This window comes from Stenotrophomonas sp. 05N423 (genome assembly GCF_056397145.1).
This window is the reverse complement of the sequence record NZ_JBFTMV010000004.1, coordinates 74,190-87,469: the sequence shown is the minus strand read 5'-3', so window position 1 is coordinate 87,469 and position 13,280 is coordinate 74,190. Positions and strand designations below refer to the sequence as shown.

16 protein-coding genes and 1 other RNA gene are annotated in these 13,280 nt (G+C 69.7%); 11 read left to right on the top strand and 6 right to left on the bottom strand.

Annotation, left to right across the window (positions count from 1 at the left end; all coding sequences use genetic code 11):
- The first annotated feature begins 8 nt into the window (after positions 1 to 8).
- The gene (gene pepQ, locus AC1DGW_RS08695; RefSeq protein WP_478021689.1) at positions 9 to 1,346 is read left to right on the top strand and encodes a Xaa-Pro dipeptidase; all 1,338 of its coding nucleotides are present in this window, start codon (positions 9 to 11) and stop codon (positions 1,344 to 1,346) included.
- 78 nt (positions 1,347 to 1,424) lie between these two features.
- Here the strand turns inward: pepQ and AC1DGW_RS08690 are convergent, their stop codons facing one another.
- From AC1DGW_RS08690 to AC1DGW_RS08680, 3 genes are all read right to left on the bottom strand, one after another.
- Complete coding sequence (locus AC1DGW_RS08690; protein ID WP_478021687.1) at positions 1,425 to 3,410, bottom strand: MGH1-like glycoside hydrolase domain-containing protein; 1,986 nt, start codon at positions 3,408 to 3,410, stop codon at positions 1,425 to 1,427.
- Between the two features lie 151 nt (positions 3,411 to 3,561).
- Positions 3,562 to 4,893, bottom strand: a complete 1,332-nt coding sequence (locus tag AC1DGW_RS08685; RefSeq protein ID WP_478021685.1) for an aminopeptidase P N-terminal domain-containing protein — start codon at positions 4,891 to 4,893, stop codon at positions 3,562 to 3,564.
- Positions 4,894 to 4,900: 7 nt separating this feature from the next.
- Positions 4,901 to 5,446: a YecA/YgfB family protein gene (locus tag AC1DGW_RS08680; RefSeq protein ID WP_478021683.1), complete on the bottom strand. Its 546-nt coding sequence runs from the start codon at positions 5,444 to 5,446 to the stop codon at positions 4,901 to 4,903.
- Between the two features lie 128 nt (positions 5,447 to 5,574).
- Between AC1DGW_RS08680 and AC1DGW_RS08675 the strand changes: the two genes are divergently transcribed.
- From AC1DGW_RS08675 to rpiA, 6 genes are all read left to right on the top strand, one after another.
- Positions 5,575 to 5,796 carry a TIGR02449 family protein gene (locus AC1DGW_RS08675; RefSeq protein ID WP_104939479.1) on the top strand — a complete coding sequence of 74 codons (222 nt, stop codon included), beginning with the start codon at positions 5,575 to 5,577 and terminating at the stop codon, positions 5,794 to 5,796.
- Complete coding sequence (locus tag AC1DGW_RS08670) at positions 5,793 to 6,092, top strand: cell division protein ZapA (RefSeq protein WP_057505112.1); 300 nt, start codon at positions 5,793 to 5,795, stop codon at positions 6,090 to 6,092. Before AC1DGW_RS08675 ends, AC1DGW_RS08670 begins: the two co-directional genes overlap by 4 nt.
- A gap of 146 nt (positions 6,093 to 6,238) precedes the next feature.
- A non-coding RNA gene (ssrS, locus tag AC1DGW_RS08665) (6S RNA) lies at positions 6,239 to 6,423 on the top strand.
- Between the two features lie 107 nt (positions 6,424 to 6,530).
- Positions 6,531 to 7,121 carry a 5-formyltetrahydrofolate cyclo-ligase gene (locus AC1DGW_RS08660; protein WP_478021680.1) on the top strand — a complete coding sequence of 197 codons (591 nt, stop codon included), beginning with the start codon at positions 6,531 to 6,533 and terminating at the stop codon, positions 7,119 to 7,121.
- On the top strand, positions 7,118 to 7,603 hold the full coding sequence (locus AC1DGW_RS08655; RefSeq protein ID WP_478021678.1) for an EVE domain-containing protein: 486 nt from the start codon (positions 7,118 to 7,120) through the stop codon (positions 7,601 to 7,603). The genes AC1DGW_RS08660 and AC1DGW_RS08655 overlap by 4 nt, the downstream gene beginning before the upstream one ends.
- 114 nt (positions 7,604 to 7,717) lie before the next feature.
- Positions 7,718 to 8,365, top strand: a complete 648-nt coding sequence (gene rpiA / locus AC1DGW_RS08650; protein WP_478021676.1) for a ribose-5-phosphate isomerase RpiA — start codon at positions 7,718 to 7,720, stop codon at positions 8,363 to 8,365.
- A gap of 158 nt (positions 8,366 to 8,523) precedes the next feature.
- Here the strand turns inward: rpiA and AC1DGW_RS08645 are convergent, their stop codons facing one another.
- Positions 8,524 to 9,498 (bottom strand): hypothetical protein, encoded by a 975-nt coding sequence (locus AC1DGW_RS08645; protein ID WP_478021674.1) that lies wholly within the window; start codon positions 9,496 to 9,498, stop codon positions 8,524 to 8,526.
- A gap of 76 nt (positions 9,499 to 9,574) precedes the next feature.
- Positions 9,575 to 9,970 carry a hypothetical protein gene (locus AC1DGW_RS08640; protein ID WP_478021672.1) on the bottom strand — a complete coding sequence of 132 codons (396 nt, stop codon included), beginning with the start codon at positions 9,968 to 9,970 and terminating at the stop codon, positions 9,575 to 9,577.
- 134 nt (positions 9,971 to 10,104) lie between these two features.
- Here AC1DGW_RS08640 and AC1DGW_RS08635 point away from each other — a divergent pair, with 134 nt between their 5' ends.
- The 3 genes from AC1DGW_RS08635 to AC1DGW_RS08625 all read left to right on the top strand — a co-directional run bounded on the left by AC1DGW_RS08635 (position 10,105) and on the right by AC1DGW_RS08625 (position 12,127).
- A complete protein-coding gene (locus AC1DGW_RS08635) occupies positions 10,105 to 10,626 on the top strand; it encodes a hypothetical protein (protein ID WP_478021670.1) in 522 nt (173 codons plus the stop codon).
- 55 nt (positions 10,627 to 10,681) lie between these two features.
- Positions 10,682 to 11,134 carry a DUF192 domain-containing protein gene (locus AC1DGW_RS08630; protein ID WP_478021668.1) on the top strand — a complete coding sequence of 151 codons (453 nt, stop codon included), beginning with the start codon at positions 10,682 to 10,684 and terminating at the stop codon, positions 11,132 to 11,134.
- A gap of 144 nt (positions 11,135 to 11,278) precedes the next feature.
- A complete protein-coding gene (locus AC1DGW_RS08625) occupies positions 11,279 to 12,127 on the top strand; it encodes a SirB1 family protein (protein ID WP_478021666.1) in 849 nt (282 codons plus the stop codon).
- Positions 12,128 to 12,221: 94 nt separating this feature from the next.
- Here AC1DGW_RS08625 and AC1DGW_RS08620 read toward each other — a convergent pair whose 3' ends face one another.
- On the bottom strand, positions 12,222 to 12,413 hold the full coding sequence (locus AC1DGW_RS08620; protein ID WP_478021664.1) for a rubredoxin: 192 nt from the start codon (positions 12,411 to 12,413) through the stop codon (positions 12,222 to 12,224).
- Positions 12,414 to 12,482: 69 nt separating this feature from the next.
- Here AC1DGW_RS08620 and thiE point away from each other — a divergent pair, with 69 nt between their 5' ends.
- The gene (gene thiE / locus AC1DGW_RS08615; RefSeq protein WP_478021662.1) at positions 12,483 to 13,109 is read left to right on the top strand and encodes a thiamine phosphate synthase; all 627 of its coding nucleotides are present in this window, start codon (positions 12,483 to 12,485) and stop codon (positions 13,107 to 13,109) included.
- The last annotated feature ends 171 nt before the right edge of the window (positions 13,110 to 13,280 follow it).

The window sequence follows — 13,280 nt, the reverse complement described above, 5'->3', positions numbered from 1 at the left end:
GCCCCACGATGAACCTGCCCGACCCCGGCGCCCTGTATTCCGACCACCTGGACGTGCTCGCCCGCCGCGCCGACGAAGCCTTGGCCCGGGGCGGCTTCGATCACCTGGTCGTACCCAGCGGCCGCCTGCACTACCAGCTGTTCGACGACCGCGACTACCCGTACGCGGTCAACCCGCAGTTCAAGACCTGGCTGCCGCTGACCCGCCTGCCCGACAGCTGGCTGGTGTATACGCCGGGCCGCCGTCCGCAGCTGGTCTACCACCAGCCGCACGACTACTGGCACGCGGTGCCGGCCGCGCCCAGCGGCTGGTGGGTCGGGCATTTCGACATCCACGTCATCCGCACGCCCGAGGAAGCCCTGGCGCTGCTGCCGAAGGACCCGGCGCGCTGCGCGATCCTCGGTGAGCCGCAGAGCGCGCTGGGCCCGGCTTCTGGCAGGCAGTTCGTGCCCAACAATCCGCAGCCGGTCATCGACTACCTGGAATACCAGCGCGCGTTCAAGACGCCCTACGAGATCGCGCTGATGCGCCAGGCGCAGGTGCATGCGGTGCGCGGCCACCGCGCCGCCGAGGCCGCGTTCCGCGCTGGCGCCAGCGAATTCGGCATCCACATGGCCTATTGCAGCGCCGTGGGCCAGGACAGCAACGAACTGCCCTACGGGAACATCATTGCCCTCAACGAGCACGCGGCGGTGCTGCACTACACCGACCTTGGCCATGCAGCGCCGCAGCCGGCGCGCAGCTTCCTGATCGACGCGGGCGCCTCCGCGTACGGCTACGCCAGCGACATCACCCGCACCTATGCCGCCGCCGGCCACGACGAGTTCCAGGCGCTGATCGACGCGGTGGACGCAGCGCAGCGGAAGATGTGCGCGACGGTGCGCGGCGGCTTCGACTACAAACAGCTGCACGTCGATGCGCACCTGGCGCTGATGGGCATCCTCAAGGACTTCGGCGTCATCACCGTCTCGCCGGAAGCGGCGCTGGCCAGCGGCGTCAGCGCGGCATTCTTCCCGCACGGCATCGGCCACCTGATCGGCGCGCAGGTGCACGACGTGGCCGGCTTCGCCGCCAGCGACCGCGGCGGTCGCATCGAACGCCCCGCCGGCCATCCCTACCTGCGCATGACCCGCGTGCTGGAGCCGGGCATGGTGGTGACCATCGAACCGGGTGTGTACTTCATCGACATGCTGCTGGACGAGGTGAAGAAGGCCGGCAACGCCGCCAGCGTGAACTGGCAGCGCGTGGATTTCTTCCGCCCCTACGGCGGCATCCGCATCGAGGACGAAGTGCTGTGCACCGACGGCGAGGCCGACAACCTCACCCGCCCGGTATTCACGGCCTGAGCCCATCGTTCGTAGATGCGGGGCTTGCCCCGCATGCCCGGCAGGAGCGCACATCTGTGCGCTCCTACCTGTGTCGCGTCATTCGCGGCCAACACCCAGCAGCCACAGATAGCTCGCCGCCGACCAGCTGAAGTTGCGCGCCTGGTAGCCCTTGCCGGTGGTCGGGTCGTAGTTCTCGTACATCGGCGCCTGTTCCGCCAGGCCATCGGCGGCCAGCAGCAGGCGCGCGGTCAGCGCATCGGCCTCGCCTGCATGGCCGTAACGGCGCAATGCCTCGACGCCGAAGCGCGCCTGGTCCAGCCACAACGGCCCGCGCCAATAGCCCTTGACCGGCGAGAAGCGCGGATCGTCGGCCGCCAGCGTCGGCAGCGGCATCGGCGTGGCGAAGCGCTTCGGGTCAAGCATCGTGGCGATCACGCCGCGCGCTTCCGCGTCGCTGGCGATGCCGGCCCACAGCGGCGTCCAGCCCTCGCTGCCGAACACGCGGACGTGTTCGCCCGAGCCGAGGCGCGCGTCGAAGAACCAGCCGGCGGCGGCGTCGAAGAAACGGTGGCCGATGCGCATCTTCATCGCCTCCGCGTCGCGCCGCCACGCCGCCGCCTCGTCGCGCTTGCCGAGCACGTCGGCGAGTTCGGCCAGGTCCAGCTTCTCGCGGTAGAGATAGGCGTTGAGGTCGACCGACTCCTGGTCCAGCGACCACGCGCCCTTGCCGTTCTCCAGCATCTTCGCGCCGTCGAAGCGCACCGCGTTGTCCATTCCGCTTTCCCATGCGGCGGCGATGCGGGTGCCGTCGGTGGCGCCGAATTCGGCCAGTCCGTTGCGGTCGTGGTCGCGCTCGGCGAACCACCAGCGGTGGTAGCGCACCAGCCGGTCGTACAGCTCGGCGACGAAGGCCGCATCGCCCGTGGCGCGGTGGATTTCCCGCGTCGCCCAGACCGCCAGCGGCGGCTTGGTGTTGCGCCAGTTGTTCTCCTTCGCGTCCAGGTACACGCTGTCGGCGACCATGCCGTTGGCGCTCTGGTAGTCGAACATCGCGCGCATCTGGTCGCGCGCCAGTTCCGGCGCGATCCACGCCAGCGCGGCGGCGTGCTTCCACGAATCCCAGGCCCAGAAGCCGTTGAAGTAGTCGGCCGAATACGACGGAATGACGCCGTCGTGGCGCAGATCGCCACGTGCGGACCGCCAGTTGCCGATCAGGGTTTCGACCGCCTTCACCGCAATGCGGCGCGCGGTCGCGTCTTCCACGCCTTCGACATGCGCGGCAGCGATCGCCTGCAGATAGCCATCCCAGCGCGCGCGGTTGCGCCGCCACAGCGCCGGCTCGTCCGCGACGGGCGCCACGGCGACGCCGGCTTCCGGCGACAGGTATTGCTCCAGCACCAGCGTCAACGGTCGTCCCGGCTGCAACCGCAGCGGCGCGGTCGAGGTGAAGCGATAGCCTTGCCGATCCTGCTGCGGCCGCATTCCCCCGGCATCCGTCCGCAGCCGGATCAGCAGCGTTTCGCTGCTGCCGGCGAAGGTCTGTACCAGCCCGTCATCCCGCAGCGCGACGGCATCGCCCGGCGCCGGCATCGACTCGCCTTCCACGGCGACATCCAGCCTGCGCGCGGTGGGCGCATCCAGTTCGATGCGCACCAGTGCACGCCGCGCATCGGCGAAGTACAGGACCTGCCGCAGGCGCACGCCATCGCCCTCGAAGCGCCGCTCCAGGCAGCCGGGCAGGCTGTGGCTGGCGACCTCGCGCAGCGCGACCGGGCTGCCGCTGGCGGCATCCTTCAGCGTCACGTTCGCCATCCGCTTGCCGACCCAGCGGCCGGCGCCGAGGCTGTGCACGAACGGCCCGCTGAAGCCGCTGCCGGCATCGGCCGCGGCCGGCAGGCTGTAGCCGTGCCAGGCGCCGGCGTCGAAGAACACGTTGAAGCCGCGATCCCCGGCATCGGCCGGCGTGCCATGCAGGTCGAGCACATCGGCATGGGGATCGGCATGGGAAGAGGCGGCTGCGGCGTGCGAGGCGAAGGCCAGCGTCGCGGCAAGCAGCAGGCGCAGGGGGAAATTCACTGACATCCGGTTCTCCGTAAATTCGTGACCGTGTAGAGGCTTGCAGAAGCCATCGCAGTAGCACCGCAGGAGCGCACTTCAGTGCGCGATGGGGACTTCCCGGTAAAGCTCCATCGCGCACTGAAGTGCGCTCCTGCCTGCGCTCCTGCGGACGCCCCTACGAATCCGCGCGCGCCATGAACGCTTCTATCCCGTCGGCGCTGTGCTCCAGTTCGCCGGTCAGCACGTGGTGGCCGTCGCCGGTGATCAGCACGTCGTCCTCGATGCGGATGCCGATGCCGCGCCAGCGCGCTTCCACGCTGCCGTCGTCCGGCGACACGTACAGCCCCGGCTCGAGGGTGAACACCATGCCCGCCTCCAGCAGCCGCGATTCGCCGGCCAGCTTGTAGTCGCCCACGTCGTGCACGTCCAGGCCCAGCCAGTGCCCGGTCTTGTGCCGGTAGAAGCGCTTGTAATGGCCCTCGATGAGGTTCTCCTCCAGGTCGCCCTTCAGCAGCCCCAGCCGCAGCAGGCCCTCGGTGAGCACCTCGACCGCGGCCAGGTGGCCTTCCTCGTAGGCGATGCCCGGCTGCGCCTGCTCCAGCGCCGCCGCCTGCGCGGCCAGCACCAGGTCGTGCAGGACACGCTGCTCGGCGCTGAAGCGGCCGTTGACCGGGAAGGTGCGGGTGATGTCGCTGGCGTAGCCGCGGTATTCGGCGCCGGCGTCGATCAGCACCAGGTCGCCGTCGCGGCTGCCGCCGCTGTTGGCGCGGTAATGCAGCACGCAGGCGTTGGCGCCGGCGCCGACGATGCTGTTGTAGGCCGGCACCGCGTCGTGGCGGCGGAACTCGCGCTCCAGCTCGGCCTGCAGTTCGTACTCGCGGATGCCGGCATGCGCGGCGCGCATCGCCGCGCGGTGCGCGCGCACGCTGATGTCGGCGGCCTGCTGCATCAGCGCGATCTCGGCCGGCGACTTGAACAGGCGCTGCTCATGCAGCAGGTGGCCCAGCTCCAGGAACTCGTGCGGCGGCTGCGCGCCGTGGCGCACCTGCGAGCGCACCCGGTTCACCCAGCCGATCAGCTTGAGGTCGAAATCGGCGTCGCGGCCGAAGTGGTAGTAGACGCGCGAGCGCCCTTCGAGCAGGCCCGGCAGGATGTCGTCCAGGTCCTCGATCGGATAGGCGTCGTCCATGCCGTAGCGCGCCACCGCGCCTTCCTGGCCTTCGCGCGGGCCGTCCCAGGCCTCGCGTTCGGGGTCGCGCTCGCGGCAGAACAGGATCGTCTCGCCATGGCGGCGGCCGGGGATCAGCACCAGCACCGCTTCCGGCTCGGGGAAGCCGCACAGGTACCAGAAGTCCGAGTCCTGCCGGTACGGGTAGTGCGTGTCGTTGCTGCGCACGCGCTCGGGTGCGGCCGGCAGCACCAGGATGGCGTCGTCACCGGCCGCCTCCATCAGCTGGCGGCGGCGGTGCGCGTACTCGGCGGGCGCGATGCCGGTCAGCGTGTGCATGGCCGGCTCAGTTCAGGCGCTGGCGGTGGCGCGCGCCCATCACGCAGTCACCGTGCAGCAGCAGCACCGCCACACGCACGAATTCCTCGATCTCGGCCAGCGCGTCCTCGTCCTCGTCGGCGCTGTCGAATTCGTCGCTGGAGGCCTGCGCCAGCCGCGCCAGGTCCTGCAGGGCTTCCTCGCCCTCCTCGCTCAGCGCCGGGCGCTTGCCCGCGGCCAGGCCGAAGCCGCCGAGGAACGCGCGGCACCAGTCGAACAGGGCGTCGGTGCGCTCCTGCAGCGGCGCCGCCGGCGTGGCCAGCACCAGCTCGAAGGCGAAATCGCGGTCTTCCAGCTGCGCCACCACGGCTTCGCGCAGGCGGTCGAGCGCGCTGCCCGGCTCGGGCGTGGGCAGGTTGTCGTCGGCCAGTACCTTGGCCGGCCAGGCCGGCAGGTCGGCGCCACCGGCGGCCAGCCAGCCGCACAGTCCACCGTGGAGTTCGGCCGGGGTGGCGCCCAGGCCCAGCGACTGGCTGGCCTGGAGGATGTCGTTGACGGCGGGAAGATCGGTCATGTCACACAGGTCTGCGGAAGCGGGAAAGGCCCATGCCGCGCGAGGCGCGGCAACGGCTGCACAGTGTAGCAACGACAACGTGCGCGCCATCTTGACCGCCCGCGACGCGCATGCCTATCGTGCCGGGCATGGATTCCTTCGACCCCGCCGCCCAGCTGCAGGCCCTGGCCGCCCGCCTCGAACTGCTGTTCGAACGCAACCAGCGCCTGGCCGACGAAAACCGCAGCCTGCGCCAGCAGCAGGAACAGCTGGTGGCCGAACGCGCGCAGCTGCTGGCCAAGAACGAGCAGGCGCGCTCGCGGGTGGAAGCGATGATCACCCGCCTCAAGTCGCTGGAGCAGCACACGTGAGCCAGAACGAGCCGGTCAGCGTCCGCATCCTCGATCGCGAATACACCGTCGGCGTGGAGCCGGCCGAGCGCGACAGCCTCACCGCTGCCGCGCGCATGCTCGATGCGCGCATGCGCGAGATCCGCGGCAACAACCGCATGGCCGCGGTGGACCGGGTGGCGGTATTGGCCGCGCTCAACCTGGCCCACGAACTGCACTTGATGCGCGATGAACTGGCGCAGCAGCAGCAGCGTTTCCAGAGCGCGATGAACGATCTCAACCGTCGCCTGGACAACGCGATCGACGACGGCCGCTGAACGCCGCGGCGCAGGCCGTGTCGTCGCCGCACCTGCAGCGTGATCGCACGCCGCGCCATGCGCACGTGGCCGCATTCACTTCGGCATGGCCAATTCATCCGATGAGTGGGCTGCCATGCGCGTGCAACACGGCTATACTGGCGCCGCGTTCTCTGCCGTGAACGACGGCGTGTGCAAACATTCGCCTTGTCCCTTAATGACGACCACGGGGGCGCGACGGAGTCAGGAGTGCAGGTCCGCCTTGCAGCGGGAAGCCCGAAGATTCCCCAGCGTTCCCACTTGAACCCCGGGTTCAAGGTCGTTTCGCACGCATCGTCATGGCGGAGAATGCAATTATTCCGGAACGGCGCCGCAAGGCGCCGTTCTTCTTTGCAGGTCCATGCACCACGGCCGGCACGTCGGCCGATAATCCCGACTGGTTCCGCTCCAACGCCGCCGATGACTGCCGACGACCGCAAGGACCTCCGCCGACAACTGCGCCAGCGCCGCCGCGGCATCCCGGCGGCCGAACGCATCGCCGCCGCCGAGGCGCTGGCCGCGCAGCTGCTCGCCCTGCCCTTCGCCGATGTCGATGGCCCGGTGGCCGGCTACTGGGCGATGGATGGCGAGATCGCCCTGCACCGCTGGCAGATGCAGCTACCGCCGCGGCAGACCTATTGCCTGCCGGTGCTGCACGGCAAGCTGCTGCGCTTCGCGCCGTGGCGGCCGGGGCAGCCCCTGCGCGCCAACCGCTACGGCATCCCGGAGCCGGACATCGATCCCGAACGCATGCTGCACGCGCAGGACATGGCGCTGGTGGTCGCGCCGCTGGTCGGCTTCGACCCACGGGGCCGGCGGCTGGGCATGGGAGGCGGCTGGTATGATCGCAGCTTCGCTTTCCGCCAGCAGTGCAGCGCGCCGCCGTGGCTGGTCGGCGCCGGCTTCGCCACCCAGCAGGTACCGGCGCTGCCGGCCCAGGACTGGGACGTGGCGGTGGATGCCATCTGCACCGAGCAGGCCACTCTCTACCCGGAACCGTCGCACGCATGACCGCCCGCAAGCGCTACTGGCTGATGAAGTCCGAACCGGACGCCTTTTCCATCGACGACCTGCAGCGCGTGGGCACCGAACCGTGGAACGGCGTGCGCAACTACCAGGCGCGCAACTTCATGCGCGATGGCATGAAGGTCGGCGACGGCATCCTGTTCTATCACTCCAATACCAAGGTGCCGGGCATCGTCGGCACCGCCACGGTGGCCAGTGCGGCCTATCCGGACGAAACCCAGTTCGATCCGACGTCGGACTACCACGATCCCAAGAGCACGCGCGAGGAACCGCGCTGGGTGCTGGTGGACGTGGCCTTCGAGCGCAAGCTGGCGCACGTGATCCCGCTGGACGCGATCAAGCGGCACACCGAGGAACTGGGCGAAGGCTTTCCGCTGACCGCCAAGGGCAACCGCCTGTCGGTGTTCCCGGTCACGGCCGCGCAGTGGAAGCTGCTGCTGGCGCTGGAAAAGAAGAAGCCGGCCTGATTTTCGCAGGAGCGCACTTCAGTGCGCGATGGGGCATTGCCGGGAAAGCCCCATCGCGCACTGAAGTGCGCTCCTACACCTGACAACCATTCCTCCAACCCCATCGAGTCCACCATGTCCGAAGCCAAGCGCCTGGCCGCCGAAAAAGCCATCGAGTACGTCCAGAAGGGAATGATCGTCGGTGTCGGCACCGGCTCCACCGTGGCTTACTTCATCGAAGCGCTGGCGCGCATCAAGGACCAGATCGAAGGCGCCGTCTCCAGCTCCGAGCAGAGCACCGCCCTGCTCAAAGGCCACGGCATCGAAGTGCTCGACCTGAACCACACCGGCGGCCTGTCGTTGTACGTGGACGGCGCCGACGAGTGCGACGGCAACAGGAACCTGATCAAGGGCGGCGGCGCCGCGCTGACCCGCGAGAAGATCATCGCCGAGGCCAGCAAACAGTTCGTCTGCATCGTCGACCCGAGCAAGCAGGTCAAGGTGCTGGGCAAATTCCCGCTGCCGGTGGAGGTGATCCCGATGGCGCGCAGCCTGGTCGCGCGCGAGATCATGGCCCTGACCGGCGGCCAGCCGGTGTGGCGCGACGGCGTGGTCACCGACAACGGCAACCTGATCCTGGACGTGCACAACCTGTCCATCACCGACCCGGTGAAGCTGGAACAGCAGCTCAACCAGATCCCGGGCGTGGTCACCGTCGGCCTGTTCGCGCGCCGCCCGGCCGACGTGGTCATCGTCGGCGGCGAGCCGCCGCAGGTGCTGTAAGCGCGCGTCCGCGGTCCGGCTGCGCTCCCGCGCGGGAGGCACGCCAATGCAATCGGTCCGGCGCGTTGGCAGGCCCGGTCTGTCCCGGCCACGATCGGCAAGCGTGGCCGGAATCGCGAATCCGGACTGGGTGCGGATTCGCGATGGCTCGCGGGACGTCAGCCAGCTGTGGCTTCCAGCCACGCCCGCCACTGCTGCTCCAGCGCGGGCAGGTTGTCCGGCAGGCCGAAGGCCGGGCCGGTGTCGGCCAGCCAGTCGTCGAAATGGCCGCCAGCCGCGATGCGCTCGCTGATGCTGCCCAGCACGCCCGGGCGCGCAGCGGCCGTGGCCTGGACCAGGAAATCGGCCCAGCCCTGCACCAGGGCGTAGTAGCGCGCCCCGGTCGCCGCGTCGCCGGCCTCGGCCGGGCTGCGATAGACCAGGCTGACGCCCTTGGTGGCAGGCGCGGCCTGGCCCACCGGGCGGGCCGGGTTGGCCATGGCCAGGAAACCGGCAAGGCCGGGCAGCGGATGGGCCGGATCGGCCTGCAGGCCGCGCAGCATCCGCCGGCGCTGGGCGACCAGTTCGTCCGCCTCCAGCGTCATCGCCGCCGCCTCGTTGAGCCAGTCGGGACTGCGCGCATGGCCATGGCCGGAGGTCCTGCCAAGATCCGGCCAATAGGCGAGATTGAAGATCACATGCCCCAGCTCGTGGCGGGTCAGGTTGCGCCAGATCGCTTGGCCGATGGCCGGATTGGCGGCAAGCAGGCGGCTGCCGGGGTCGTCGGCCGCCACGGCCGACTGCCGCGCGGCCTGGAAGGCCTGCATGCCCGGCCAGTCGATCACCTGCACGGCACCGGCGGCGACCAGGCGCGCGCGGTCATCGGCACCGATACCCTCCGGCGCGTCCAGCAGCACGGCGAGCCGGAGCGATGGCCGGGCGAAATGACGTTCGAAGGCCGCGGCGCTGGCGGCCAGGTCGCCGGCCAGCGTCCGCACCTGGCCGGCATCGCGGCCGTAGACCCAGCCATGCGCGCCGGCCGTACAGTGATCCAAGCCGGGGAGCAGCGGGCAGCCTGCCTCGGCGTGGGCATTGCCCGCGAGCAACAGCAGGAACGGCACCAATGCAGAGGTAAGGGAACGGGAAAAAGGCATGCGTGCATCTCCGGATGGGATGCTTTCCCTGACGCGCGGAACCGGCGGATGTGTCAGCCGCGTTCCGGCCACGCCGTCAGCGGGTGGACTTCCTGTCCGTCTGCGCCAGCGCCTTCACCAGCTCGCCGACCAGTTCGCGCTGCCGTGCCGGCAGGGCCAGATAGGTATCGATCACCGCGCGTTCGCGCGCGCCCACCGCATTCCACTCGGCGCGGGCCTCGGCCACGCGCGGCGCATCGCCGAAGCGCAGGGCCTGCGGCGCCACGCCGAACAGCTCGGCGAGCACCTGCAGCTTGTCCTGCTCGGGGATGGAGCGCCCGGCCAGCCAGCGCGACGCACTCTGGAAACTCACCGAACGCCCCGTGTAGCGCGCATTGAACAGACGGAAGAGGATCGCCGGCCGCGGTTCGTAACCGGCCGCGCTCATCGCCTGTCCCAAGCGTCGGGAGAATTCGAAGCGTTCGTCGCTCATGGCCGGCAACGTTACGGACCACGTTCACGGCAAGATCACCAATCACTTTCATTTGAATGAACTAATTGCTTTCATTGGCGCATGGACCCATGCGTGGCGCCGGCCAGGCGCCCGCCCCGCCAAGGAGAAGCACCATGGAAAACGTTCCCGCCGCCGGCACGGCACCGGAGCATTTCGTCCGCGGCTACATGGAGGTGGACTACCGCCGCCGCTACGCCGGCCTGCTGCGCTTGCACCCCATGCCATCGGAAGCGATCGCCGAGCTGTGCCTGTTCCGCTTCTGGCTGGCCTGCCGTGCCTACGCGCATTCAGGCGTGGCGCCGGCACCTGCACCGCCGCTCTGCGTGCCGGCCGGCTGGACACCGCCGCAGCAGGCCGCCGGCCAGGATATCGACTGCACGCTGGATGCCTGGCACGGCCACCTGCTGGAGAGCCGATTCGACCTGTACGACCGCTTCTTCCAGCTCGGCCGCAACCGCGACGATCCGCTCGGCCTGGATGCCGTGGCGCTGGCGCTGTCCTGCCAGCTGTTCGTGCAGCCTTCCCCCTTCACGCGGGCGTGGTTGCACGATGAAGTGCACACCCTGTTCTGCACGCTGCTCGACGCCTTCGCCACCGCGCCGGACGCACCGGGCCCCACCCGCGACGACGCTTGACGCCACGCCATGCATCCGTGAAGGTGCGCAACGCCCTTTCGCCCGAGAGTCCGCCATGTCCCTGCCACGCCTCGCCGCCTGCCTGTCCCTGTTGCTGCTGTTGAGCGGTTGCGCCAGCGCTGGCGGGCACTGGGTGGAACTGGGCGGGGCGCGCTACCACGTGGAACTGGCCCAGGACGACGCCAGCCGCGCGCGCGGCCTGATGTTCCGCGACAGCATGGACAGCGACCGCGGCATGCTGTTCATCCACGACCGCCTGGAACCGCAGGCGTACTGGATGAAGAACACCCGCATCCCGCTGGACATCCTCTATTTCGACGACACCCGCCGGCTGGTCAGCCAGCAGCGCGACGTGCCGCCGTGCTCGGCCGGTGATGCCTGCCCGCCCTATCCCAGCTTCCGGCCGGCGCGTTACGTGCTGGAACTCAACGCCGGACAGGCGGCGAAGCTGAAGCTGGAAGACGGCACCGAGCTGGTGTTCGGCCCCGGTATTCCGAAGGGCAAGTAACCCGCCGCCACAGCAGCGGTTGCAGCCGCGAAAGCGCCTGCCCGGCAATGTCCCATCGCGGCTCACGCCACTCCTGCATCGTTTTCCGCCGCCGCTTTCGCCCCATGCCTTGAACCGGCCGCGCTTTGCCGCCAGTCTTGGGCCATGTCCGACACACGCCTCACCCTGCCGCACTGGGACGCGTTGGCCGAGCTGGCCGACGACGCGCTGCCCCTGCTGCCCATCGCGCTGCTGATCGCGCGCGACGAATACCCGGAACTGGACCCGGCCCGCTGCGACCGCCTGCTGCAGGCCCACGCCGACCACCTGCGGGTGGAAGTGGATGCCATCACCGAGTGGCCGCTGAAGGTGGCCGCCATCAACCACCACCTGTTCAACGAGCTGGGCTACAGCGGCAACCACGACGCCTACTACGACCCGCGCAACAGCTACCTCAACGAGGTGGTCACGCGCCGGCTCGGCAACCCGATCTCGCTGGCGCTGGTGCAGATGGAAGTCTCGCGCCGGCTCGGCCTGCCGCTGGAAGGCATTTCCTTCCCGGGCCATTTCCTGGTGCGGCTGCCGGTGGAGGAAGGCGTGCTGGTGATGGACCCGTTCAACGGCGGCCGCCCGCTGGGCGTGGACGAACTGCGCGAACGCGCGCGCAGCAACCTCGGCGGCGAGACGCCCGACGACCAGGTGCTGGCGCAGATCCTGGATCCGGCGCCGGCACGCGCGATCCTGATGCGCATGCTGCGCAATCTCCATGGCGTCTACGCCGAACGCGAGGAATGGGATCGCGCTGCACGCAGCGCCGACCGCATCCTCAAGCTGGCGCCGGAGCAGAACGAGGCGCTGCGCGACCGTGGCCTGGCCTATCTGCGGCTGCAGCACCTGGCCGGCGCGCGCGCCGACCTGTCGCAGTACCTGCGGCTGGAACCGGATGCCGCCGACGCGGCGCAGGTGCGCGAACGCCTGATCGACCTCGGCGGCGAGCGCCCGCGGCTGCATTGACCTGTAGATGCAGGGCTTGCCCCGCATGAGGCTTCACCGGGAAAACCCGTGCGGGGCAAGCCCCGCACCTGCGGCATTCCCGCGCCGGCCGGACTCAGTCCAGCTCCACCATCTCGAAATCGTCCTTGGTGGTGCCGCAGTCCGGGCAGGTCCAGGTCTCCGGCACGTCTTCCCAGCGCGTACCCGCGGCAATGCCTTCCTCGGGCAGGCCATCGACCTCGCGGTAGATGAAGCCGCAGACGACGCACATCCAGGTGCGGAAAGTGGAGGCGGAAGCGTCGGACATTGGATAATCACGGCAACACAGGGGCGGCCGCAGATTGTCCCACTCCCGCCGCCGTACAGGTAGCCATCCATGCCCCACCCCATCCGCGCCGCCCGTGGCGTCTATCTGATCACCCCCGACGAGACCGACACCGCGCGCCTGCTTGAGCGCACGCGCCCGCTGCTCGCCGCCGGCGCCACCTGGCTGCAGTACCGCAACAAGGCGGTCGATGCCGCCACCGGCCATGAGCAGGCGCAGGCCCTGCAGGCGCTGTGCGCCGCCGCCGGCGTGCCGCTGATCGTCAACGACGATGCCGCGCTGGCGGCTGCCATCGGCGCGGCCGGCGTGCACCTGGGCGAGGACGACGGCGACATCGCCGCGGCGCGCGCCCTGCTCGGCCCCGGCGCCATCATCGGCGCGTCCTGCTACGACCAGCTCGACCTGGCGCAACGCGCCGTGGCCGCCGGCGCCAGCTATGTCGCCTTTGGCGCGTTCTTCCCCAGCCGCAGCAAGGCCACTACCCGCCGCGCAACCCCGCAACTGCTGCGCGAGGCCGCTGCGCTGGGCGTGCCGCGGGTGGCCATCGGCGGCCTGACCGCGGACAACAGTGCGCCACTGGTCGCTGCCGGCGCCGACCTGCTCGCGGTCATCAGCGGCGTGTTCGCCGCCGACGATCCGGTGGCGGCGCTGCGCGGCTATCAGGCGTGTTTCGTGTAGGAGCGCACCTGTAGGAGCGCACTTCAGTGCGCGATGGGGCTTGCACGCAAATCCCTTTGCAACAGCCCGCACATCCATGTGCGGGGATTCAAATGGAGAGCCCCTTCGCGCACTGAAGTGCGCTCCTACAAGATGGCTGATGCTTGCTGATGGGGCATTCCCGTTTGAATC

What these genes read in the sequence shown, in the direction of transcription:
- AC1DGW_RS08640 (WP_478021672.1), bottom strand. Translation starts at nt 9,970, where the DNA reads ATGAGCGACGAACGCTTCGAATTCTCCCGACGCTTGGGACAGGCGATG.
- AC1DGW_RS08675 (WP_104939479.1), top strand. Translation starts at nt 5,575, where the DNA reads ATGGATTCCTTCGACCCCGCCGCCCAGCTGCAGGCCCTGGCCGCCCGC.
- AC1DGW_RS08690 (WP_478021687.1), bottom strand. Translation starts at nt 3,410, where the DNA reads ATGTCAGTGAATTTCCCCCTGCGCCTGCTGCTTGCCGCGACGCTGGCC.
- AC1DGW_RS08645 (WP_478021674.1), bottom strand. Translation starts at nt 9,498, where the DNA reads ATGCCTTTTTCCCGTTCCCTTACCTCTGCATTGGTGCCGTTCCTGCTG.
- AC1DGW_RS08655 (WP_478021678.1), top strand. Translation starts at nt 7,118, where the DNA reads ATGACCGCCCGCAAGCGCTACTGGCTGATGAAGTCCGAACCGGACGCC.
- rpiA (WP_478021676.1), top strand. Translation starts at nt 7,718, where the DNA reads ATGTCCGAAGCCAAGCGCCTGGCCGCCGAAAAAGCCATCGAGTACGTC.
- thiE (WP_478021662.1), top strand. Translation starts at nt 12,483, where the DNA reads ATGCCCCACCCCATCCGCGCCGCCCGTGGCGTCTATCTGATCACCCCC.
- AC1DGW_RS08625 (WP_478021666.1), top strand. Translation starts at nt 11,279, where the DNA reads ATGTCCGACACACGCCTCACCCTGCCGCACTGGGACGCGTTGGCCGAG.
- pepQ (WP_478021689.1), top strand. Translation starts at nt 9, where the DNA reads ATGAACCTGCCCGACCCCGGCGCCCTGTATTCCGACCACCTGGACGTG.
- AC1DGW_RS08685 (WP_478021685.1), bottom strand. Translation starts at nt 4,893, where the DNA reads ATGCACACGCTGACCGGCATCGCGCCCGCCGAGTACGCGCACCGCCGC.
- AC1DGW_RS08635 (WP_478021670.1), top strand. Translation starts at nt 10,105, where the DNA reads ATGGAAAACGTTCCCGCCGCCGGCACGGCACCGGAGCATTTCGTCCGC.
- AC1DGW_RS08680 (WP_478021683.1), bottom strand. Translation starts at nt 5,446, where the DNA reads ATGACCGATCTTCCCGCCGTCAACGACATCCTCCAGGCCAGCCAGTCG.
- AC1DGW_RS08630 (WP_478021668.1), top strand. Translation starts at nt 10,682, where the DNA reads ATGTCCCTGCCACGCCTCGCCGCCTGCCTGTCCCTGTTGCTGCTGTTG.
- AC1DGW_RS08620 (WP_478021664.1), bottom strand. Translation starts at nt 12,413, where the DNA reads ATGTCCGACGCTTCCGCCTCCACTTTCCGCACCTGGATGTGCGTCGTC.
- AC1DGW_RS08660 (WP_478021680.1), top strand. Translation starts at nt 6,531, where the DNA reads ATGACTGCCGACGACCGCAAGGACCTCCGCCGACAACTGCGCCAGCGC.